This window comes from Methylobacterium sp. 1973 (assembly GCF_040545035.1).
GTDB classification, from domain to species: domain Bacteria; phylum Pseudomonadota; class Alphaproteobacteria; order Rhizobiales; family Beijerinckiaceae; genus Methylobacterium; species Methylobacterium fujisawaense.
Genome location: NZ_JBEPLA010000017.1, coordinates 39,992 through 59,958, shown reverse-complemented (window position 1 = coordinate 59,958; position 19,967 = coordinate 39,992). Strand labels below are relative to the sequence as shown.

16 protein-coding genes are annotated in these 19,967 nt (G+C 71.0%); 6 read left to right on the top strand and 10 right to left on the bottom strand.

Going from position 1 to position 19,967, the window contains the following annotated elements; translation table 11 throughout:
• Window positions 1-15: 15 nt before the first annotated feature.
• The 5 genes from ABIC70_RS24970 to ABIC70_RS24950 form a co-directional block, all read right to left on the bottom strand.
• Window positions 16-2,511 carry a putative bifunctional diguanylate cyclase/phosphodiesterase gene (locus ABIC70_RS24970; protein ID WP_179697446.1) on the bottom strand — a complete coding sequence of 832 codons (2,496 nt, stop codon included), beginning with the start codon at window positions 2,509-2,511 and terminating at the stop codon, window positions 16-18.
• A gap of 94 nt (window positions 2,512-2,605) precedes the next feature.
• Window positions 2,606-4,288, bottom strand: coding sequence for an acyl-CoA dehydrogenase family protein (locus ABIC70_RS24965; RefSeq protein ID WP_274926550.1), 1,683 nt, complete (start codon window positions 4,286-4,288; stop codon window positions 2,606-2,608).
• A 233-nt stretch (window positions 4,289-4,521) separates the two neighbouring features.
• Entirely contained in the window at window positions 4,522-4,728 is a 207-nt protein-coding gene (locus ABIC70_RS24960; RefSeq protein WP_043357188.1) for a hypothetical protein, read from the bottom strand.
• Between the two features lie 128 nt (window positions 4,729-4,856).
• Window positions 4,857-6,422 carry an FAD-dependent oxidoreductase gene (locus tag ABIC70_RS24955; protein ID WP_354441704.1) on the bottom strand — a complete coding sequence of 522 codons (1,566 nt, stop codon included), beginning with the start codon at window positions 6,420-6,422 and terminating at the stop codon, window positions 4,857-4,859.
• Between the two features lie 85 nt (window positions 6,423-6,507).
• A complete protein-coding gene (locus ABIC70_RS24950) occupies window positions 6,508-7,416 on the bottom strand; it encodes a DMT family transporter (RefSeq protein ID WP_354441702.1) in 909 nt (302 codons plus the stop codon).
• Window positions 7,417-7,646: 230 nt separating this feature from the next.
• Between ABIC70_RS24950 and ABIC70_RS24945 the strand changes: the two genes are divergently transcribed.
• Together ABIC70_RS24945 and ABIC70_RS24940 are read left to right on the top strand one after the other, a co-directional pair.
• Window positions 7,647-8,519 (top strand): YihY/virulence factor BrkB family protein, encoded by an 873-nt coding sequence (locus ABIC70_RS24945; protein ID WP_043384854.1) that lies wholly within the window; start codon window positions 7,647-7,649, stop codon window positions 8,517-8,519.
• Complete coding sequence (locus ABIC70_RS24940) at window positions 8,498-9,370, top strand: alpha/beta fold hydrolase (protein WP_043759626.1); 873 nt, start codon at window positions 8,498-8,500, stop codon at window positions 9,368-9,370. The genes ABIC70_RS24945 and ABIC70_RS24940 overlap by 22 nt, the downstream gene beginning before the upstream one ends.
• A gap of 60 nt (window positions 9,371-9,430) precedes the next feature.
• Here the strand turns inward: ABIC70_RS24940 and ABIC70_RS24935 are convergent, their stop codons facing one another.
• Complete coding sequence (locus tag ABIC70_RS24935) at window positions 9,431-11,206, bottom strand: glucan ABC transporter ATP-binding protein/ permease (RefSeq protein ID WP_354441700.1); 1,776 nt, start codon at window positions 11,204-11,206, stop codon at window positions 9,431-9,433.
• A 283-nt stretch (window positions 11,207-11,489) separates the two neighbouring features.
• Here ABIC70_RS24935 and ABIC70_RS24930 point away from each other — a divergent pair, with 283 nt between their 5' ends.
• Together ABIC70_RS24930 and ABIC70_RS24925 are read left to right on the top strand one after the other, a co-directional pair.
• Complete coding sequence (locus ABIC70_RS24930) at window positions 11,490-12,263, top strand: motility protein A (protein WP_043384792.1); 774 nt, start codon at window positions 11,490-11,492, stop codon at window positions 12,261-12,263.
• A 42-nt stretch (window positions 12,264-12,305) separates the two neighbouring features.
• Window positions 12,306-13,139: an OmpA/MotB family protein gene (locus ABIC70_RS24925; RefSeq protein WP_354441697.1), complete on the top strand. Its 834-nt coding sequence runs from the start codon at window positions 12,306-12,308 to the stop codon at window positions 13,137-13,139.
• 36 nt (window positions 13,140-13,175) lie between these two features.
• Here ABIC70_RS24925 and ABIC70_RS24920 read toward each other — a convergent pair whose 3' ends face one another.
• Window positions 13,176-13,670 (bottom strand): CAP domain-containing protein, encoded by a 495-nt coding sequence (locus tag ABIC70_RS24920; protein WP_053611312.1) that lies wholly within the window; start codon window positions 13,668-13,670, stop codon window positions 13,176-13,178.
• A gap of 204 nt (window positions 13,671-13,874) precedes the next feature.
• Between ABIC70_RS24920 and ABIC70_RS24915 the strand changes: the two genes are divergently transcribed.
• Complete coding sequence (locus ABIC70_RS24915) at window positions 13,875-14,897, top strand: diguanylate cyclase domain-containing protein (RefSeq protein WP_043759623.1); 1,023 nt, start codon at window positions 13,875-13,877, stop codon at window positions 14,895-14,897.
• Here the strand turns inward: ABIC70_RS24915 and ABIC70_RS24910 are convergent, their stop codons facing one another.
• On the bottom strand, window positions 14,898-17,630 hold the full coding sequence (locus tag ABIC70_RS24910) for a DUF3772 domain-containing protein (protein ID WP_053611313.1): 2,733 nt from the start codon (window positions 17,628-17,630) through the stop codon (window positions 14,898-14,900).
• Between the two features lie 509 nt (window positions 17,631-18,139).
• Here ABIC70_RS24910 and ABIC70_RS24905 point away from each other — a divergent pair.
• Window positions 18,140-18,688 carry an HNH endonuclease gene (locus ABIC70_RS24905; RefSeq protein ID WP_043346385.1) on the top strand — a complete coding sequence of 183 codons (549 nt, stop codon included), beginning with the start codon at window positions 18,140-18,142 and terminating at the stop codon, window positions 18,686-18,688.
• A 16-nt stretch (window positions 18,689-18,704) separates the two neighbouring features.
• Here the strand turns inward: ABIC70_RS24905 and ABIC70_RS24900 are convergent, their stop codons facing one another.
• Window positions 18,705-18,941 (bottom strand): hypothetical protein, encoded by a 237-nt coding sequence (locus tag ABIC70_RS24900; RefSeq protein WP_274926553.1) that lies wholly within the window; start codon window positions 18,939-18,941, stop codon window positions 18,705-18,707.
• The gene (locus ABIC70_RS24895) at window positions 18,941-19,840 is read right to left on the bottom strand and encodes an outer membrane protein (protein ID WP_043384804.1); all 900 of its coding nucleotides are present in this window, start codon (window positions 19,838-19,840) and stop codon (window positions 18,941-18,943) included. Before ABIC70_RS24895 ends, ABIC70_RS24900 begins: the two co-directional genes overlap by 1 nt.
• Window positions 19,841-19,967: the final 127 nt, after the last annotated feature.

Below are 19,967 nucleotides of genomic sequence, written 5' to 3'. Positions count from 1 at the left end.
CCGGCCGGGCGGCCGTCAGGCCGCCCGGTCGTCCGGGACCGGCTCCCGCCCGCGGTCGATCAGGCGGCGGGCCTCGGGCCCCGGGACCGCACGGCTGAACAGGAAGCCCTGGACCTCGTCGTAGCCCTCCGCACGGAGCATCGCGAGCTGCTCGACGGTCTCCACCCCTTCGGCGGTGGTGGCGATGCCGAGGCTGGCGCCCAGGCTCGCCACCGCCCGCACGATCGCCGTGCAATGGGTGTTCTCGCCGACCTGGCTCACGAAGGAGCGGTCGAGCTTGATCTTGTCGAAGGGGAAGCTGCGCAGGTAGCCGAGGCTCGAATAGCCGGTGCCGAAATCGTCCATCGCGATCCGGATGCCCAGGGCCCGCAGCTCATGCAGGGTCGCGAGGTTGGCGGCGCTGTCGGCGAGCAGGACCGATTCGGTGATCTCCAGCTCGAGGCGCCGCGGGTCGAGGCCCGAGGTCGCGAGGGCGCCACGCACGGTCTCGACCAGGCTGCGGTTGCGGAACTGGATCGGGGAGAGGTTCACGGCGAGGCGGATCGCCTCCGGCCAGGTCGCCGCCTCCGCGAAGGCGGTCTGCATCACCCAGGCGCCGATCGGGACGATCAGGCCGGTCTCCTCGGCCAGCGGCACGAACTCGGCCGGCGAAACCGGGCCGTGGTCCGGATGGGACCAGCGCAGCAGCGCCTCGAAGGCCAGGATCCGGTCGGAACGGGCATCCATCAGCGGCTGGTAGACCAGCGAGAACTGGCCGCGGGCGAAGGCCTCGCGCAGCTCGTTCTCGCGCCGCCGCCGTGCCTGCACCCAGGCATCCATCTCCGGCTCGAAGCACCGGAAGGTGCCGCCGCCCTCGGCCTTCGCCCGGTACAGGGCGAGGTCGGCATTCTTCATCAGGGTTTCGGGATCGGTGCCGTCCCGCGGCAGGCAGGCGACCCCGATGCTGGTGCCGATATGGCAATCCTGGCCGTCCAGGCGGAAGGGCCGGCCGAGTTCGGCGATCACCCGGGCGATCAGCCCGTCGGCCAGGGCCGGGAGATCCATCCCCCCTACCAGGATGGCGAACTCGTCGCCGCCGAGCCGGGCCACGAGGTCGTCCTTGCGCAGGCAGCCGGCGATCCGCTCGGCCGCCTCGCGCAGGAGCGCGTCGCCGACCGGATGGCCCAGCGTGTCGTTGACGATCTTGAACTTGTCGAGGTCGAGGCAGAGCAGCACCGCCGCCTCCCCGTCCCGGGCGTGGCGGGAGATCGCCTCGGCGAGGCGGTCCCGGAACAGCACGCGGTTCGGCAGCCCGGTGAGCGCGTCGTGGTGCGCCATGTGGGCGATGCGGGCCTCGGCCCTCCGGCGTTCCGTCATGTCGATGGCGGCTTCGAGCACGGCCTGCCGCCCCTCGAACGGCATCGCCCGCTGGAACAGGGAGACCTCGATCGCCGAGCCGTCGGCGCGCCGGTGGAGGGCGCCGGTGGGCGGCAGGCCGAGCCCCGGCGCCGCGTCGGGGGGCATGGCGAGATCGGCCGGCGCCCGGCTCAGGAACTGCTCGCGGCTGTAGCCGTAATGGGCGACGGCCGCGTCGTTGACCGCCAGGAAGCGGTCGCGCGCGTCGGCCACGACCCACATCGGGACCGGGTTGTTCTCGAACAGGAGCCGGAACGAGGCCTCCCGGGCCTTGATGTCGCCGACATCCGTCATGGTGACCGAGAGGAGATCGCCGACGCAGCCCGCCTCGACCTTGAGGTAGAGCGTGCCGCCGTCGGACCGGGGACGGCTCAGCTCGAAGGCGGAGCGCCCGCCCCGCTCGACCATGGCGGCGAGGGTCGCGATCGTCCGCGCGGTGATCGCCCCCGGGAAGAGCTGGCCGATGCGCTGCCATTGCAGGACCGCGGCGGGACGCTCCAGGAGGCGCTCGGCGCCGCGGTTGAGGGCCACGATCTTGAAATCGACCGGGTGGCCCGCCGCGTCACGGATCGTGCTGAGGGCCAGGATCCCCTGGTCGGTGGCGGTGAACATCGCCTGGACGAGTTCGGTCCGGACGCTCGCCCCGTCGAACCCGATCAGCACGAACGGCTCGCCCCAGCGGTTGTCGAGGGGCACACCGACGAGGCGGGTCGAGGTCACGACGCCGGCATCCAGGCGATCGCACCGGCTGTAGGCGGGCTGGCCGGATCCGAGGGCGGCCGCGACCATCTCGCCGACGGGCTCGCGCAGCTCGATCGGGAGCGCGTCGACCGGGACGGTCTCGCTGGGACAGGGTTCCGCCGACGGGCCTTCCGACCCTTGCGCGAGCCAGGCGCCGAACTCCTGGCCCGCCCAGAGGATCCGGGCGGCCTGGCCGTTCCGGGTGGTCACCAGGGCGGCCCGGTCGGCGAGGCGGCCGAGGCTCCCGAGCACGACGGCCTCGTAGGACGGGATCGGTGCCCCCGGCGTCCGGCAATCCTGCCAGCGCCGAAGGATGTTGCGGCCCGTCTGTCCGTCGTCGTCGTGCGCGGTCACCGAGCCGCCCCAGTTGTTCACCGGGGGCCAGGAAGCTGGGACTTCGTTTAAGCCGGGTTCATGAGCCGACTTATAATCCCATGATACGTACTATTCCCCAGTTTGATCTCGATTTTCAGGCCGCCTCGAGCAACCGGCGGGCGATCACCTGGGCCTGGATCTCCGCGGCGCCCTCGAAGATCGAGAGGATGCGGGCGTCGCACAGGATCCGGCTCACCGGGTATTCCAGCGCGAAGCCGTTGCCGCCGTGGATCTGCAGGGCGTTGTCGGCCGCCGCCCAGGCGACGCGGGCGCCCAGCAGCTTCGCCATGCCGGCCTCCAGGTCGCAGCGCTTGCCGGCATCCTTCTCGCGGGCCGAGAAATAGGTGAGCTGGCGGGCGATGTTGATCTCCACCGCCATCATGGCGAGCTTGTCGGCGACCCGCGGGAAGTTGACCAGCGCCTTGCCGAACTGGACCCGCTCCTCGGCGTAGCGCAGGCCGACGTCGAGGGCCGACTGGGCGACGCCGATGGCCCGGGCCGCGGTCTGGATGCGGGCCGATTCGAAGGTCTGCATCAGCTGGGCGAAGCCCTTGCCCTCGACCTCGCCCAGCAGGTTGCCGGCGGGCACCTCGAATCCCTCGAAGGCGAGCTCGTACTCCTTCATGCCCCGGTAGCCGAGCACCTCGATCTCGCCGCCCGACAGGCCCTGGACCGGGAACGGCTCCGCGTCGGTGCCCCGGGGCTTCTCGGCGATCAGCATGGAGAGGCCCTTGTGGCCCTTCTCCTCGGGCTTGGTGCGGACGAGCACCGTCATGATGTCGGCGCGGACCGGGTGGGTGATCCAGGTCTTGTTGCCGGTGATCTTCCAGCTGTCGCCGTCCTTCACCGCCCGCGTGCGGAGCGAGGCGAGGTCGGAGCCGGTATTCGGCTCGGTGAAGACGGCCGTGGGCAGGATGTCGCCGCTGGCGATCTTGGGCAGGAAGCGCTGCTTCTGCTCCTCGGTGCCGCCGCACAGGATCAGCTCAGCGGCGATCTCCGAGCGGGTGCCGAGCGAGCCGACGCCGATATAGGCGCGCGACAGCTCCTCCGAGACCACGCACATGGCGGTCTTCGGCAGGCCCATGCCGCCGTATTCCTCCGGGATCGTCAGGCCGAAGACGCCGAGCTCGGCCATCTTGGTGACGATCTCCATCGGGATGTAGGCGTTCTTCAGGTGCCACTCGTGCGCCTGATCGACCACCTCGGCCTTGCCGAAGCGGCGCATCTCGGAGCGGATCGCCTCCATGTCCTCGTCGAGGCCCGAGGCGCCGACCGTGGCCGAGCCGCTGCCGTCGCGCATCCGCGCCACCAGGGCGGCGCGGTTCTCGGGGGTGTTCCCCTCGGCGATCAGGGTCTCGACGGCGTCGGTGCGGTACTGCGCCACCTCCTTGGCGGAGAGGCCGAGCGAGCCGGTGAGGCGGACCATCTCGCCCTGGCTCATCGGGATGCCGGAGAACAGCTGGTCGAGATACTCGCCGGCGCCGATCCGGACGAGGAGCGACTCGGTCTCGCCGAACCGGCCCTCGGCCTGGAGGCGCTCGGCGTAGCCGCCGAGTTCGGCGACCGCCTCCGCGTAGGTCGCGAGCCATGCGAGCCCATGGGCGGCATGCTGCTCGCCCTCGAGCTTGGCCGCGTCGATCCGCCCGTCCGTTCCGAGGATCCGCGTGCGGACCCGGCGGGTCGCCTCCGCGACGAGGGCCTTGACGCTCTCACCGGCGGCCCTGGCGAGGGTGGCGATATCCTGCGGCTCGGTCTGGATGGCGGGGGATGCGGACATGGTTTCCTGCTCGCGTGGCGTCTTCTTGGATCGGGTCTTTTAACCTGTCGCGGGCCGGAGCCGAAGCAGATTTCGTTTGGCTCGCCTTGAACTCAAGTTGAATGCCGGAGCTCACGGGCCGATGCGCAGCCCATGAAAGTCAAGGCCGGGCCGGTGCGGCGATACGCGTCGGTCCCGACACTGATGATCCGTCCGCCGCCCTGCCGAAAGCTGTTCGCCAGACCGTGCCCGGCTCAGCGCCTCTGCTCGCAGCGCGTCTTCACGTAGGCCCCGTCCTCGCCCTTGAAGCCTGTACTGGCTGCCAGCACCGGGCCCTGAACGAGGCATTCCTGGAGCGTGTGGGCCGGCCCGGTGACCACGTCGAGGGCGGTCTCGCGGGAGCAGTCCGGGGCCTGGACGGAGGCGGCGCAGATGAGCGCGACGACGATGATCTGGTTCATGGGGCCTCCCGTATGGGCCCGACTCTCGAGACGGCGGGCGGCGTCTACCGAAAGATGGGCCGCCGGAACTGGTTCCATCGGCCCGGACGCCCGTCCTCGCGAGCGGAGCATAGCGATGACGGAGCGGGTCACACCAGCGCGGTGAGATCCGCACCCGACTCGATTGCCTCCGGGCTGGGCACGCGTCCCTCGCCCAGCAGGTGCAGGAACGCCGTGAAGGCCGGGTTGCGGCCGATGCTGCAGGCGGCCACGGCCCGGTCTTGGCGGACATAATAGGCGATGAAGTCCAGCGCCGCCGGATCGCCCTGCAGGATGATCCGATCGAAATCCGGCGCGTAGCCGCCGTAATCCAGGCGCTTGTCGCCCTGGTTGCTCCAGAAGAACGGCGCGCCCGCGAAGGCGCCGCTGGCGCCCAGCATCGCCCGGGCGACGTGGGTGCCGTGCTGCTGCGCCAGACGCCAGTGCTCGATCCGGGCGGTGACGCCGCTGCCGCGCTCCGGGAAGGCCGCGATGTCGCCGGCGATCCAGACGTTGTCGGCGAGCTTCAGATCGGCGCCGACCGGGAGGCCGCCGGTCTCGTCCGGCTCCACCCCGGCGACGATCCCGGTCTCCGGCGCGGCGCCGGCGCCGATCAGCACGAGATCGGCCGGCAGCCGCGTGCCGTCCGCGGTCTCGACGGCCTCGACGGAGCCGGTGCCGGCGATCCGCGCGACCTTGCCGGTCACGAAGGTCACGCCGTTGCCGGCGTGGTAGCGCTTCAGCGCCGCGCCCACGGCCTCGCCGAAGCGCTTGGCGAAGGGGATCTCCTCCCGCGCCAGCACCGTCACCGACAGGCCGCGCTTGGTCAGGAAGGCCGCGGCCTCCAGGCCGATGAAACCCGCGCCGATCACCACCACGCGCTTGGCCTGCTCCGCCGCGGCGCTGAGCCGCACCGCATCGTCGAGGCTGCGGAGCGTCATCACGCCGTCGAGATCGCGGCCGTCGAAGTCTGGCACCACCGCGCGGCTGCCGGTGGCGATCAGCAGCGCGTCGCCGGTGAGCACCCGGCTGTCCGCCAGGGTGACGCTGAGGCGCGCCGGATCGATCCGGACCGCCTCGGCCTCGATCCGCTCGACCTGGTGGGCGGCGGAGAAATCCGGCTCCAGCAGGGTCTTCTCCGCCGGGGTGGGCTTGGCCAGGAACTGCTTGGACAGCTTGGTCCGGTCGTAGGGCGGGTGCCCCTCGCGGCCGACCATCGTGATCGCGCCCGCAAAACCCTCGCGCCGGAGCGTGGTGATGCAGGCGGCCGCCGCCGCCCCGGTGCCGACGATCAGGACCTGTCCGAGGGGCGTCCGGGCGTGCCGGGCCGGAGCGGGCTCGGGGGTCAGCGTCGCCACCGCCTCGCCGCCCTCGATCCGGACGGGATAGCGGGTCAGCGCGTCCAGCGCCGGCGGCTCCTCCAGGCTGCCGTCGGCGAGGGCGAAGGCCGCCTTGTGCCAGGGGCAGTAGAGCCGGCCGCCGCAGATCTCGCCCTTGGCGAGCGGCGCCCCGAGATGCGGGCACTTGGCCTGGAAGGCGCGCACGCCGTCGGCGTCGCGCACGAACAGCACCGCGTCGTCGCCCGCCTTGCCCTCGGCCTTGCCGCCGAGCGGGATCGCGTCGAGGGCGAGGCGGATCTCGCGGGGCTTGCCCGAATCCAGGTGTTCTTGGTCCATCCTCGCCTCGCCCGGTGCCGGCCCGTGCGCACCAAACCGCGAAGCCCCGAAGGGTTTCCGCGCCTTCCGTCGCAGGCCCGGCGCCTCAGCCCCGGCTCGCCACCGCCACGCCGAGGGCGGCGAGCGCCATGCCGGCGCCCTGCAGCGGGGTCAGCACCTCGCCGAACAGCAGGTAGCCGAGCACGGCCGCGACCGGGGGCACCAGGAAGAACAGGGCGGCGACGCCCGCCACTGCCCCCCGCCGGATCAGCACCAGCAGCAGCAGGATCCCCGCGACCGAGTTGACCAGGACCGCCCAGCCGAGGCCGAACCACAGGGCGGGGGCGGGGTCGAACGCGGTGCTGCCGAAGGCCAGCGCCAGCGGGATGGCGCAGGCCATGCCGCCGACGAACTGGAGGGTCGCGCCGGCCAGCAGATCGACCCGGCCGCCGGTGCGCTTCTGCCAGAGCGTGCCGAGGGTCAGCGCCAGCACCGCCAGGAGGCTGACGGCGAGCGCCAGCGGCGGGATCCCGGACGGGTCCGTGGCCCCGAGCTTCGGGGCGAGCACGAGGCCCGTGCCGACAAAGCCCATCATTATGCCCAGGGCCCGCCGCCCGCTGACGCGCTCGCCCAGCAGCGGCTGCGCCAGGAGTGCGGTGAGCAGCGGCTGGAGGCTGCCGACGAGGGCGGCGATGCCGGCCGGCAGCCCGTGGCTCACCGCCCAGAAGACCCCCGACAGGTAGACCCCCTGCATCAGGAAGCCCGCGATGACGGGGTCGCGCCAGCCCGCCCGGTCCCCGGGCCAGCGCACCCGGGAGGCCGTGGCGATCAGCGCCAGCACCAGGGCGACGGCCGTGAAGCGGATTGCCGTGAAGGCCAGCGGATCCACGTGCGGCACCACCGCCCGGGCGGAGATGAAACCCGTGGCCCAGATCGGGATGAACAGCGCCGGAAGGGCGCCGGCCGCGAGCGGCGACGGGCGTGACAGCGTAGGCATGTCCGCCGGACGGAGCATGCCGGCGCGCCGGGCGCAACGGTGATCGCGTCCGCCCGCCGGAGCGCGGCGGCCACCGGGGGCCGGCGTGGCGCGGACGCGTCACCGGGCGGCGATCGGGACCGGATCCGGCCGGCGGCGTTGACGCGCGGGTGCCGGCACCGTTCATCGGCGGGCCTCTCCCCGGGGAGGATCACGAGATCGAGGATCGTTGGACACCCGTGAAACCTCTCCGCAGCGGATTGCAGATCATGGGCGTCGCCGCGCAGCGCTTCGTCTCCCATGACGGCTGGGCGATCGCGAGCCACATCGCGCTCTCGAGCCTGACCTCGCTGTTCCCGTTCCTGATCCTGCTGGCGGCGCTGGCCGGCCTGTTCGGCACGCAGTCGCTCGCCGACGAGGCCGGGGTGCTGATCTTCGACGCCTGGCCCCGGGAGATCGCCAAGCCGATCGTCGGCGAGGTCCACCGGGTGCTCACCGAGCAGCGCAGCGGCGTGCTGACGCTCGGCGCACTGTTCGCCCTGTACTTCTCCTCCTCGGGGGTCGAGAGCCTGCGGGTCGGGCTGAACCGGGCCTACGGGCTGCGCGAGAGCCGGCCCTGGTGGCTGACCCGCCTCGAATCGATCGGCTACGTGATCTGCGGGGCGTTCGCGATGCTGGCCTTCGCGCTGCTCGTGGTGCTGGGGCCGCTGATCTGGCGCAACGTCGTCCTGGTGGCGCCGGGGCTGGAGCCCCTGAGCCTCACCGTGGCGATCGGGCGGATCGCCGTGACGGCCCTGCTGCTGACCGTCGTCCTGGTCATCGCCCACAAGTTCGTCGCGGCCGGACGGCGCTCGATCCTGTCGGTGCTGCCGGGGATCGGGGTGACGCTGGTCCTGTGGTTCTTCGCCGGCCTCGGCTTCGGCTACTACCTCGACCGGTTCTCCAACGCCTACGCGTCGACCTATGGGGGTCTGGCCACCGCGATGGTGTTCCTGGTGTTCCTCTACTGGCTCGCCGCCATGTTCCTGTTCGGCGGCGAGATCAACGGCACGGTGATCGCCGCCCGCCGCAGCCGCCTGCAGGCGAAGATGCTGGCCCGCCGGGCCGAGAGGGAGGGACGATGGACCGGATCGAGCACCTGACGATCCGCGCGAACGGCGCCGATCTGCATGTGGCGCGCTGCGGCACGGGCACGCCGCTGCTGCTGCTCCACGGCTGGCCGGAATTCTGGCTGACCTGGGAGCCCGTGATGGCGCGCCTGGCCGCCCGCCACACCCTGATCGCCCCGGATCTGCGCGGCTTCGGCGACAGCGACAAGCCCGCGGGCGCCTTCGGCCCGCCGGAGCAGGCCGCCGACATGGTGGCGCTCCTCGACGCCCTCGGGATCGACCGCGCCGGCATCGTCGGCCACGATGTCGGCGGAGCGGTGATCCAGGCCCTCGCCCGGTCTCACCCGGAGCGGTGCGCCGGCCTGTTCCTGTTCGACTTCGTCTATCCGGGGATCGGCCCCCGGCTCGGGGCGCCGGACCGCCTCACCGAGATCTGGTACCAGTCCTTCAACCAGATGGACCTGGCGGTGACGCTGGTGGGCGCCAGCCGGGAGAGCTGCGCCGCCTATATCGGCCACTTCCTGCGCCACTGGTCGCACCGGACGGACGCGTTCGACCCGGTGCTGGACGCCTTCGTGGACAATTTCCTGAAGCCCGGAAACCTCGCGGGCGGCTTCGCGCATTACCGGGCCGCCCATGCCGGGCGGATCGCGATGCTCAAGGGCGAGGCCCCGGCCCTGCCGCCGATCGGCGTGCCGACCTGCGTGCGCTGGGCCGAGCACGACCCGATCTTTCCCTTCGCCTGGACCGACCGCCTGGGCGAGACCTTCTCGGATCTCGATCTGGCGCTGTTCCCGGGGGTTGGGCACTTCCCCCACCGGGAGGATCCCGACCGGGCCGCCGCGGAGATCGCGGGGTTCTTCGCGCGGATCGGGTGGGCGTGAGGGCATCCCCTCCCCGCACGGGGAGGCGGACGGCGTGCGCGCAGCGGCGCCCGGGCAGCCTCACGCGGCCAGCGCCAGCCCCTCGTCCTCCTCCGCCTCCGCCGCCATGAACTGGGCCCGGGCGAGCTCGGCGAAGCGCCCATTCTGCCCCACCAGCTGGTCGAAGGTGCCGGCCTCGACGATCCGGCCCTCGTGGAACACCAGGATGCGGTCGGCGTCGCGGATCGTCGCGAGGCGGTGGGCGATCACGAAGGTGGTGCGGCCCTCCATCACGGTCTCCAGGGCGCCCTGGAGCTTGCGCTCGGTGGCCGCGTCCAGCGCCGAGGTCGCCTCGTCGAGGATCAGGATCGGCGGGTTCTTCAGGAGCGCCCGGGCGATCGAGAGCCGCTGGCGCTCGCCCCCCGAGAGCGACCGGCCGCGCTCGCCGATCACCGTGTCGAGCCCGGCGGGCTGGCGCGCCATGAAGGCGCTGGCCTGGGCCCGCTCCAGGGCGTCGAGCATCTCTTCATCCGTGGCGTCGGGGCAGCCGACCTGCAGGTTCTCGCGGATCGAGCGGGCGAACAGCATCGGCTCCTGGAACACCACGCCGATGTTGTGGCGGAGGGACGACAGGCCGACGTCGCGGATATCCATCCCGTCGATGCGGATCGCGCCGGCGGCCGGGTCGAAGCTGCGGTGCAGGAGGCCGAGCGTCGTCGACTTGCCCGATCCGGTGGTGCCCACCAGCGCGATCGTCTCGCCGGGCTTCGCCGAGAACGAGACGCCGTCGAGCGCCTGACGCCGGCCATCGTACGAGAAGGCGACGTCCTCGAAGGTGACCTCGCCGGCAAAGCGCGCCACCTGCCGGGCCTGCGGCCGGTCGGCCACCGCCGGGACGGTGTCGTAGATCTCGAAGAACTCGGCGATCTTGGGCGCCTGCTGGAACAGGCCGTTGACGAAGCCGACCACGTGGTCGAGGCGCGCCACGAAGGCGGTGGCGAGGCTCATGAAGGCCACGACCTCGCCCACCGTGGTGGTGCCGGCCTGATAGAGCCAGATGCCGGTGACGAAGATCGCCGTCATGGTGATGGTCGCCGAGGCGCGGGTCGCCACGTTGGCGAGCGCCCACCAGGACAGGACCGGGATCTGCGCGGCGAGCAGGTTGGTGATGATGCCGCGCATCGCGTCCTTCTCGGCCTTGGCGCGGGTGAAGGACTGGATCACCGCGACGTTGCCGAGCGCGTCCGAGGCGTGGGCGGCCAGACCCGAGTTGAACTCCTCGACCTGCCCCTGGAGCGCCTCGGTCCGGCGCATCACGAAGGTGGTGAGCGCCGTGAAGGCCAGCACCAGCACCACCAGGATCGAGCCGAGCTGCCAGTTGATCAGCAGGGTCATCGGCAGGAGCACGCCGAGCGAGACCAGGGCGACGAGGTGGTCGCGGAAGAAGCCGAGCCACAGCCACGCCATGCCGTTGGTGCCCTCCAGCATCGCCTTGAGCACCCGGCCGGAATGGTTGGCCGAGTGGAAGGCGAGCGGCAGGTCGAGGACGTGCTCGAAGTAGCTCGCCATCGACGACAGCCGGTTGCGGTGGGCGAGCCGGTCGGCGTGGAGCGCGATGAACACGCCCGCCGCGATGGTGAAGAAGCCGAACGCCACCCAGGCGGCCAGCAGCGGCAGCATGGTGCCCACGGCGTCGCCGCCGCGCTTGAGATGGGTCAGCTGGTCGATGATCCGGCCCATCAGCAGGGGCTCGGCGAAGGCCGCGATCGCCAGGACGACGTTGGTTGCGGCCAAGCCTATGGCCAGCCGACGCTCCGCCTTCAGGAAACCCAGGACCCGCCCGTACAGACGAACCATCGTACCGCTCCGCCACCCCTGGCGCGGCCCGTGTGACCCGGGTCTCACGCCGTCTCTGACGGGTTCGCACGGCCGGCTTCAGCGCCGAATCCGGGTCAAACCCCTCTTGGGAAACGGGTATGCCAGCGCCCGCCTGAACGGGCGATGACGGACTGATACAGGTTCGAAACAGTCGCCTTTACGGTCCGTTCAGCCCGATGCCCTAGGCTCGGCGCGGGCCGCCTGCGTCGCGGATGCGAGCGCGGTGCAGCTCTGTCCGGAAAGCCCGTCGGGTCATCGTCCCATGGATCTCGCAACCGGTGTCGGACTGCTGGGCGGCGTCGGCGTGGTGTTCACGCTGATCATGATCGATGGCGGCAACTTCGCCGCCTATTTCGACAAGCATGCGGTCATCGTCATCTTCGGCGGATCGGTCATGGCGACGATCATCCGCTTCCCCTTCGCCACCATCGCCCACGGCCTGCCGATGGGCCTGCGCTACGCCTTCACCATGCGCGCGGTGAGGCCGCACGACCTCATCGAGGAGATCACCACGATCGCCGAGGTGGTCCGCAAGAGCGGGCCCATGGCCCTGGAGAACGTAGAGATCTCCGACCCCTTCCTGGCGCAGGGGGCCCGCTACGTCGCCGACGGCTACGACCGCGAGTTCATCCGCGACACGATGGAGCGCGACCGCGACAACTTCCTCATGCACCTCGACGAAGGCTCGAAGATCTACCGCGCCTTCGGCGACTGCGCCCCGGCCTGGGGCATGATCGGCACGATCCTCGGCATGGTGACGATGTTCGCCAACATGTCCGATCCCTCGAAGCTCGGCCCCGCCATGGCGACCGCGCTTCTGGCCACGCTCTACGGCGCGCTCATCGCCAACCTCGTGGCCCTGCCGATCGCCGACAAGCTGCACGTGAAGCTGGAAGAGGAGGACGTCTCCCGCTCGCTCATCATCGACGGCATCCTGATGATCCGCGACCAGAGGAGCCCGACCCTCGTCCGCGAGATGCTCGTCGCCTACCTGCCGCACCACCACCGTGGGTCGTTCGAGGAGGCGGCCGCGTGACCGCCCGGACAGCCCCGGCGGAGCGCCCGCGGATGGCATGACATGGCCAGGAAGAAGCGCGGCGGCGCGCATGGCGGCCACGGCTGGTTCGTCACCTTCGCCGACCTGATGGCGCTGCTGATGAGCTTCTTCGTGATGATCGCCGCGTATTCGACGCAGGACCAGAAGAAGATGCAGATGGTGGCGGGCTCCATGCGCGACGCCTTCGGCGTGAACACGGAGTCCAAGTTCGCCGGCATCATCGAGACCGACGGCCTGCCGGCCGCCGACCACGTGAAGCACCTGCGCGATATCCCTCCCGAGCAGGCCACCGACCGGACCACGCCGCCGCGGCTCGACAAGAGCAGCGAATTCGGCCTGACCGACACCGGCAAGCCGGAGAATTTCGGCCTCGCGGCCGCCTCCCTGCGGCAGGCCCTGCAGAGCCTGCCGGACTTCGCCGAAGTGTCGAAGAACGTCGTGATCGCCCGGACCGAGCAGGGGCTCGACGTGTCGATCGTCGACCAGGACGGGCGCTCGATGTTCCCGGAAGGCTCGACCCGGCCCAACGACCGCACCCGGCGCCTGCTGGAGAAGCTCGGCCCGGCCCTGCGCCAGATGCCGAACCGGATCGCCGTCACGGGCCACACCGCCACGGACCGCCCCGGCCGGCGTCCCGCCGCGCCCCCGTGGGACTTGTCGGCGGGCCGCGCGGTCAGCGTCCGGGAGATCCTGGCCGGCGCCGGCGTTCCGGACGACCGGTTCGCCACGGTCGCCGGCAAGGCCGACACCGAGCCGATGTTCCGCGACAACCCCTACATGCCCGCCAACCGGCGCGTGACGGTGACGCTGCTCAAGGAGGCCCCGCCGGTCCCGAACGTGAAGGGATTGCCGTGAGGACGCCGCGGCGCCGGGCCCGCCGGTCAACCGCTTCTATCGGGCGGTGAGCAGAGCCCAGTAGACCTTGTACTTCGAGCCCGGGGCGTAGGCGGTGGCGATTCCCATCCGGGTCGCTTCGGGCGCCAGCATGGTGGCGTCGTGGGGCGGGCTCTCGCGCCAGCCGGAGAAGGCTTCGGCCAGGGTGTGGTAGCCGGCCGAGAGGTTGGCGTTCACGTTGGCGTAGCCGAGCCGTTCCACGGCGGCCTTGACGGTCTGCGCCCGGCTCGGCCGGTCGGCCAGGGCCATCGCGGCCGCCTCGGCCTCGGCCAGGCGCTGCAATTCGGGATCGACCGTCAGGGGCGGCGCGCCGCGGTTGCGGCGGTAGGACGAGATCATGTCGCGGGCCGCCGCGACGTCGATCTGCGCGCTGTTGCTGGCGAGGGGCAGGTAGATGCTCGGCAACGCCGCGGTGCTCGGCGCCTGGGTGGCGCAGCCGCCGAGCAGGGCTGCCGCGGTCAGCGCCGCCGAGCCCGTCGCGTGACTCAGCATCCTGCCCGTGATCCGGCCGAGCCCGCGCCCCGCATGCCGACCGTCCCGATCGCGTCTCGTCACGACTTACCCATCCCTGCGACGGTCGAGCCGCCCCGGCGGCATATAGGCGCTGCCGGGCCGTCGCGCATCGGACGATTAGGGCTTCCTCAAAGACCTGTCGTCTAAACGTGCACCGACCTCACGACCGAGCGTTCCCTGACCATGCTGGAGACGCCCCGCGATCGCGCCGTCGATGGGCCTGCCGGCCCGTCGGCCCAGGCCGAATCGGCCACCGATCCCGACGCCGCGGCGACGCTCGCGTTGCAGCAGGCGATCATCCGTGCGCAGGCCGGCCTGCTGGCGCGTCAGGAGCGTTCCCTGGCCGCCGCCGGGACATGGCTGTGGTCGTGCCGCCTGGATGACGGCGCCCTCGATTGGTCCGGGGGAGTCCACGATCTGTTCGGCATCCCCCGGGGCGCGGCGCTGCACCGCCCGCGGATCCTGGAATTCTACGAGCCGGCCTCGCGGCGGCTGCTGGAGTCGATCCGCCGCCGGGCCATCGCCGGGCACGCGAGCTTCCGGCTCGATGCCGAGATCCGCACCGCCTGCGGCCGGCCGCGTTGGATCCGGATCCGCGCGGCGGTCGAGACCGAGGGCGGACGGCCAGCCCGGCTCTTCGGAACCAAGCAGGACGTCACCGAGGAGATCGCCCGGCTGGCCGAGCTGAGCCGGCGCGCCGACCGCGACCCTCTCACCGGACTGGCGAACCGCCACGCCTTCGAGGCGCAGTTCGACGCCGGATCGTCCGGCGCCGGACCGGATCCCCTCGGTGCCCTGATCCTCATCGACCTCGACGGGTTCAAGCCGGTCAACGACCTCCATGGCCATATCGCCGGTGACCAGTGCATCCGGCGCTCCGCCGCGCGGCTCGCCGCCATCTGCCGGGACGCGGCCCTCGTGGCGCGCATCGGCGGCGACGAATTCGCCGTGCTCCTGCGGGCGCCCGTGGATCTCCGCGCGCTGGCGGAGTGCGGCCGGCGCATCGTCGCCGCCCTGAGCCGGCCGATTCCGTATCGCGGACAGATGGTGCGGATCGGCGCCTCCGTGGGCATCGCCCTGGAGGTCAAGACCGGCATCGCGACGGGCGGCAGCCGGACCCGGCTGTTCGAGCGGGCGGATGCGGCGCTCTACGCCGCCAAGGATGCGGGCGGGAACGCCGTCCGCATCGCCGTCGGGAGCGGCTAGTCAGCCGCCTGCGCTCCGCAGGCTGCGGTCGCGCGGAACCCGGGCCGAGTCGCCCCCCTCCGGGACATCCGTCGGCTGGATGAAGCGGCTGGCGATCTCGCCCATGGCGCTCTGCATCGTGTCGAGGCCCTGCACGGTGACGATGCTGGAGCCGGGCCCGAGCGGCGGGATGAAGCCCGCCTCCGAGAGGGTCGAGAACACGGAGAAGTTCAGGTCGGTCACCACCTTCTGGCCGAGGCTCACGTCCACGATCCAGACGAGCAGCTCGAATTCCAGGAAGGGATCGCCGATCTTCTTGAACACCACCCGGGGCGCGGGCTCCTTCAGGACGTCGGAATGGCCCTGCGCGCAGGCCGCGATCATCTCGGCCGCACGGACCGGGTCCTGGTTGCGCAGGACGCTGACCGTGATGCTGACGCGACCCGTCCGGTCGCCCCGCACCCGGTTCTTCACCACCCCGGAGATCAGGTTCGAGTTCGGCACGATCACGGCCGAGCGGTCGAAGGTCTGGATCTCGGTGGAGCGGACCGAGATCCGCTTCACGATGCCCTCCTGATCGCCGATCACCACCTGGTCGCCGACCCGGATCGGGCGCTCCCACAGGAGCAGCAGCCCGGAGACGAAGTTGTTGACGATCGATTGCAGGCCGAAACCGATACCCACCGACAGGGCGCCGGCCACGATGGTGAGCTTCTCCAGGCTCAGGCCCAGATACGAGAAGGCGAGCGCCAGCGCGATCAGGAAGCCGCAATAGCCCGCCACCGTGGTGATCGAGTTGCGCAGGCCCGCATCGAGGTCCGTGGCCGGCAGGTAGGTGTTCTCCAGCCAGCGCTGCACGCCGCGGGTGATGAACACGCCGACCACCAGGATGCCGATCCCGAAGGCGATGCTGGAGAGCGAGATCGTGACGTCGCCGACCTTGAAGCCGAAGAAGGCCTGCCGGACCGAGGAGACGATGTCGGTGGAATCCAGGCCCCAGGGCGCCAGCACGAGGATCGCGGCCGCGAGGAACAGGACGAGACGGGCGGCGCCGGTCGCCAGGACAGAGATCTGGTTCAGCGAGCGCTTGCGCAGGCCCGTATTGGCCTGGAGCGTGGTGGCGAGCCGGGTCTCGTCGCTGAGCGCGCGGCCGACGAAGATGTCGACGCTCTGGACCAGCAGGTAAAGCAGGACCAGGACGCTGGCGTCCCAGATCAGCTGGTCGATCAGGAACGCCGCGAAGGCGACGTAGCCGACCAGCGCGCCGAGCCCGATCAGCGCCACCGCGGCCCAGCCGAGCAGCCGCGCCGGCCCGCCGATGCCCGTGGTGGTCTTGGTCGGCACGTAGGGGCCGAAGCAGGCTTCCTCCTCCTGCTCGGTATCGGCGAAGCGGTGGAGGCCGACGGCCAGGATCAGGGCCGTGGCGACCGCCCCGATGCCCCGCGTGGCGATGGAGATCGGCAGGGCCGCCGAGATCCCGGAATTCAGGGCCTCCACGGACTTCACCACGGTGATCACCGTGGCGATGCCGACCGCGAGCCGGGTCAGGCGCGTGGCCGCCGCGTCGCTCACCGGGGCCGGCCGCCACGCCGGCTTCTCGGGGCTGAGCAGCCCGTCGCAGAGGGCCTCCACGAAGGCGATGAAGGCGAGCCCCCCGAGGATCGCGGCGGCCACCGGCAGGAGCCGGGACGGCAGCAGGTTGGTGGCGTCCAGCGCGTAGTAGACCGCGTAGGACCCGGCCACCGCCGGTACCGTGCCGAGCAGGATCACCCGCCAGGCGGCGAGCATCACGGCGCGCCGCGACGGATCGGTCCGGGCGGCGTCCCGGCGGGCGCCCTTGGGGGCGATGTTGCGCCGGCCGAAATACAGCGCCACCGAGATCCCGAAGGCGAGCCCCAGGAACAGCAGATTGGTGAGGCTGCCGTTGCGCGAGAACAGCAGCCCGATATCCGAGACGGCGCTCTGCAGGGCGCGCGTGTCCCGGGGCACGTCGCCCATCACCTTGGTCCAGAGGCCGGGGCCGACCAGGGGCTGGGAGCGCTGGAGCAGGTCGCGGGTGAAGGATTCGCGGCGGCGGTTCGAGACCCGGTCGACGATCTGATCGCCCTGCACCACCAGGGCGCGGGCGAGGCGCTGGGTCTCGTCGATGCGGGTGACGGCGGCCTCGCGCTCGCCGCGCTCGGCGGCGACATCGGCGCTCTCCTGGGTGTCCTTCGGCTTCGGACCGAGCTGGGCGAGGCGCTCGCGCGCGGCCTCCAGCGGCGCGTCGAGCCGGGTGACCAGGGTGCGGATCTCGTCGGTGACTGTGACGGCGCTGTCGCGGATGGCCGTGAGGTCGGCCACCGTCAGGTCCGTATGCCCGAGCTGCTTCTCGCGGGCGTCGAGCTCGGCCTTGGCGGCGTCGAGCTTGGCCCGGACCTTCTTGAACTGCTCGGGGATCTCGGCCTTGGCGGCCGGCGGGGCTGCGGGCTTCGCGTCGGACGGCTTCGCGCCGGTCGCCTGCGCGTCGGGCGCCTTCGTTTCGGGCGCCTTCGTGTCCGGCGCCTTGCCGTCCGCGGGCTTGGCCTCGGGCGCGGGCTTGCCGTCCGCGGGCTTGTGATCCGCGGGCTTGGCGGCGGGCGCCGGATCCTGGGCGAAGGCCGGCAGGGTCAGGGCCGCCGGGGTTGCGAACACCAGCACGGCGAACAGAACGAGCAGGCGGGACAGGCGCGACGCGCCCTCCGGCTTCCGGATCCGCGCTGGGATATGATGCATGAGCAACCTCTCGTCGGGCGCACGGCGGCCGGCCGGGGTCCGGCATCGGCGAATCGGCGGCGATCGGGGACCGGGCGGGCCTCCTGGCGGCCGGGCGCTCTGGGCGAGCAATAGGGCGAAAGCGTGCCCCTGCCCACCCCGGCGCCGGATCCGGGGCCGGACGGCCGCTGTGGGTGCGTCCCCGCGGCCCATCCGGAAAAGCTTCACAAGGGTGTCACGCTGGGATTAGATGAACACCTGATGGACAGGGCCTTTTCGTCGCTACGCGAAAGGGCGCGGCCGGTGGCGATGCCGGCCCGGCCCGGCCGCGTTCCGGATGCTACCGCATCGACCGGCGCCCCCGCGCGCCGGCCCGCCGCCCTGTTGTTCCCTCCGCCTCTCCCGTCAAGCCGTCGCTCCGCGCGCCGGCTCGTCCTGCATCGGCCGCGGGCCGGTTCGGACGGGCCGGCGGGGCGGCGGCCTGGTCCCGCGCGTTCTCCGCGCCAGAGCTAGTCCGAAGAGTCGCGCCGATGATGGATCTCCAAACCCTCGTCCTCAACGCGGATTATCGGCCGCTCTCGTACAATCCGCTCTCCCTCTGGTCGTGGAAGGACGCCTTCACGGCCCTGTTCCTCGACCGCGTCACCCTGGTGGCGAGCTACGATGTCGAGGCACGGTCGCCCTCGCGCTCCCTGCGGGTCCCGAGCGTGGTGGCGCTGAAGAACTACGTGGCGCTGGCCCGCAGCCCGGCCTTCACCCGCTACAACATCTACCTGCGCGACGGGTTCAGCTGCCAGTATTGCGGCCTGCGGCTGCCCTCGGGGGGCCTGACCTTCGACCACGTGGTGCCGCGCTCCCGGGGCGGGCTGTCGAGCTGGGAGAACGTCGTGGCGGCCTGCTCGCCCTGCAACCTGCGGAAGGCCAACCGCACGCCGGCCGAGGCGGACATGCCGCTGATGACCGAACCCCGGCGGCCGACGCGCTACGAGCTGCACCACCGGCAGCCCGAGTTCGACCACCGCCAGTACCATCACACCTGGCTCGATTACCTGTACTGGGACAGCGAGCTGGAGAACTGAGCGCGGCCCGCGGCCCTTACCAGACGAGCTCGCGGCGGGGCGGCTCGTTGTACATCGGGACGTTGGGGTTGCGCGGCAGGTAGTCCCGTATCAGCACCGGCGGCGGGACGGCCGGCACCGGCCGGACCCGCACGACGCGGCGGACCACGCGCGGTTCGGCCCGTTCTCCCGACCATGCCGGCGAGGATGCGAGAGCAAGAGCGACGCCGGTGAGGAGCAGGCGCCCGGCCCGCAAGCGGAACAAGGCGCGCATCAGAATTTCAGGGCCGCGCCGGCGCGAACGGTATTCAAGTTGACCTTGTGGCCATCGAAATCACTGAACAGCACATATTGATATTCAGCACGCAGGAGTATGTTCGGTGTAATCGCATACTCGATGCCAGCCCCTGCCGCGACACCGCCGACCACCTTGGTTTTCGACTGAGACTGGATCGACGTGTAGGGCGTGCCGTTGTAGGGCGCCGTGGAACTGAAACTCGTGTAGCCGAAGCTGTTCACATAGGTCGGTGTTCCGGCCAGATTCGCATTGTAGGCGTTCAGGTTGAACCCATAGTTCTGATAGGTCGTCGTATCGGCAATCCGCGCCCGTCCGATGGCCACGCCGCCGGTCACATAGGGGAGGAAGTTGCCCAGCGCGTATCCGACTCGCGCGCGGAGCGTGCCGTAATCTTCGACTCGGGTTGCCGTCGATCCGGAGAGATTCACCGCTTGATAGAAGCCTGCTGCGGTGGTCTGGCTGCGCGCAAGCCCATCGCTCGATACGCCCATCCGGTCGAAATAGGTGTAATCGGCCTCGACGCCGAAAACGAACTGGTCGAACTGAGCATTGTAGCCGGTGAAGGCACCGAAGCTCCCGGAGCCCACCCGCGTCGACAGCGGATTGAGCAGCGTCGAAGCGCGAAAATCGGATTCGCCGGTCGTGTCGTGCGAGTCGCGGTAGATCAGCGGCTGCAACGCGCCCCGACTGCCGAGGCCCGCCGACGTGTATCCGCCATGGACGCCCAGATACACGCCGCTCCAGTCGACCACCGGAGCCGGGACCGGATCGTAATCGGCGCCGCGCAGGTAATCGTAGTCCAGATCGGCGGCGCGGGCGGTGTTCACGCCGCAGAGACCGAGAACCGCCAGCAGCGGAAAGGTGACGGTACGCATCGGGATCGTCCTGGGACAGCAAGAGACGGCAGCGGATCGAGCCTCACCCCGGTGATACGTCGGTAACCTTAATTCTCCGTTGCTGAACACGATGACGGATTTCCAATCCGGAGATCGCAATCCCGGC

Excerpts from the sequence above, each read along its gene's own strand:
- ABIC70_RS24895 (WP_043384804.1), bottom strand. The coding sequence starts at position 19,840 with ATGCGTACCGTCACCTTTCCGCTGCTGGCGGTTCTCGGTCTCTGCGGC.
- ABIC70_RS24945 (WP_043384854.1), top strand. The coding sequence starts at position 7,647 with ATGGGCGTCGCCGCGCAGCGCTTCGTCTCCCATGACGGCTGGGCGATC.
- ABIC70_RS24915 (WP_043759623.1), top strand. The coding sequence starts at position 13,875 with ATGCTGGAGACGCCCCGCGATCGCGCCGTCGATGGGCCTGCCGGCCCG.
- ABIC70_RS24940 (WP_043759626.1), top strand. The coding sequence starts at position 8,498 with ATGGACCGGATCGAGCACCTGACGATCCGCGCGAACGGCGCCGATCTG.
- ABIC70_RS24900 (WP_274926553.1), bottom strand. The coding sequence starts at position 18,941 with ATGCGCGCCTTGTTCCGCTTGCGGGCCGGGCGCCTGCTCCTCACCGGC.
- ABIC70_RS24955 (WP_354441704.1), bottom strand. The coding sequence starts at position 6,422 with ATGGACCAAGAACACCTGGATTCGGGCAAGCCCCGCGAGATCCGCCTC.
- ABIC70_RS24905 (WP_043346385.1), top strand. The coding sequence starts at position 18,140 with ATGATGGATCTCCAAACCCTCGTCCTCAACGCGGATTATCGGCCGCTC.
- ABIC70_RS24910 (WP_053611313.1), bottom strand. The coding sequence starts at position 17,630 with ATGCATCATATCCCAGCGCGGATCCGGAAGCCGGAGGGCGCGTCGCGC.
- ABIC70_RS24965 (WP_274926550.1), bottom strand. The coding sequence starts at position 4,288 with ATGTCCGCATCCCCCGCCATCCAGACCGAGCCGCAGGATATCGCCACC.
- ABIC70_RS24950 (WP_354441702.1), bottom strand. The coding sequence starts at position 7,416 with ATGCTCCGTCCGGCGGACATGCCTACGCTGTCACGCCCGTCGCCGCTC.
- ABIC70_RS24925 (WP_354441697.1), top strand. The coding sequence starts at position 12,306 with ATGGCCAGGAAGAAGCGCGGCGGCGCGCATGGCGGCCACGGCTGGTTC.
- ABIC70_RS24930 (WP_043384792.1), top strand. The coding sequence starts at position 11,490 with ATGGATCTCGCAACCGGTGTCGGACTGCTGGGCGGCGTCGGCGTGGTG.
- ABIC70_RS24920 (WP_053611312.1), bottom strand. The coding sequence starts at position 13,670 with ATGCTGAGTCACGCGACGGGCTCGGCGGCGCTGACCGCGGCAGCCCTG.
- ABIC70_RS24935 (WP_354441700.1), bottom strand. The coding sequence starts at position 11,206 with ATGGTTCGTCTGTACGGGCGGGTCCTGGGTTTCCTGAAGGCGGAGCGT.
- ABIC70_RS24960 (WP_043357188.1), bottom strand. The coding sequence starts at position 4,728 with ATGAACCAGATCATCGTCGTCGCGCTCATCTGCGCCGCCTCCGTCCAG.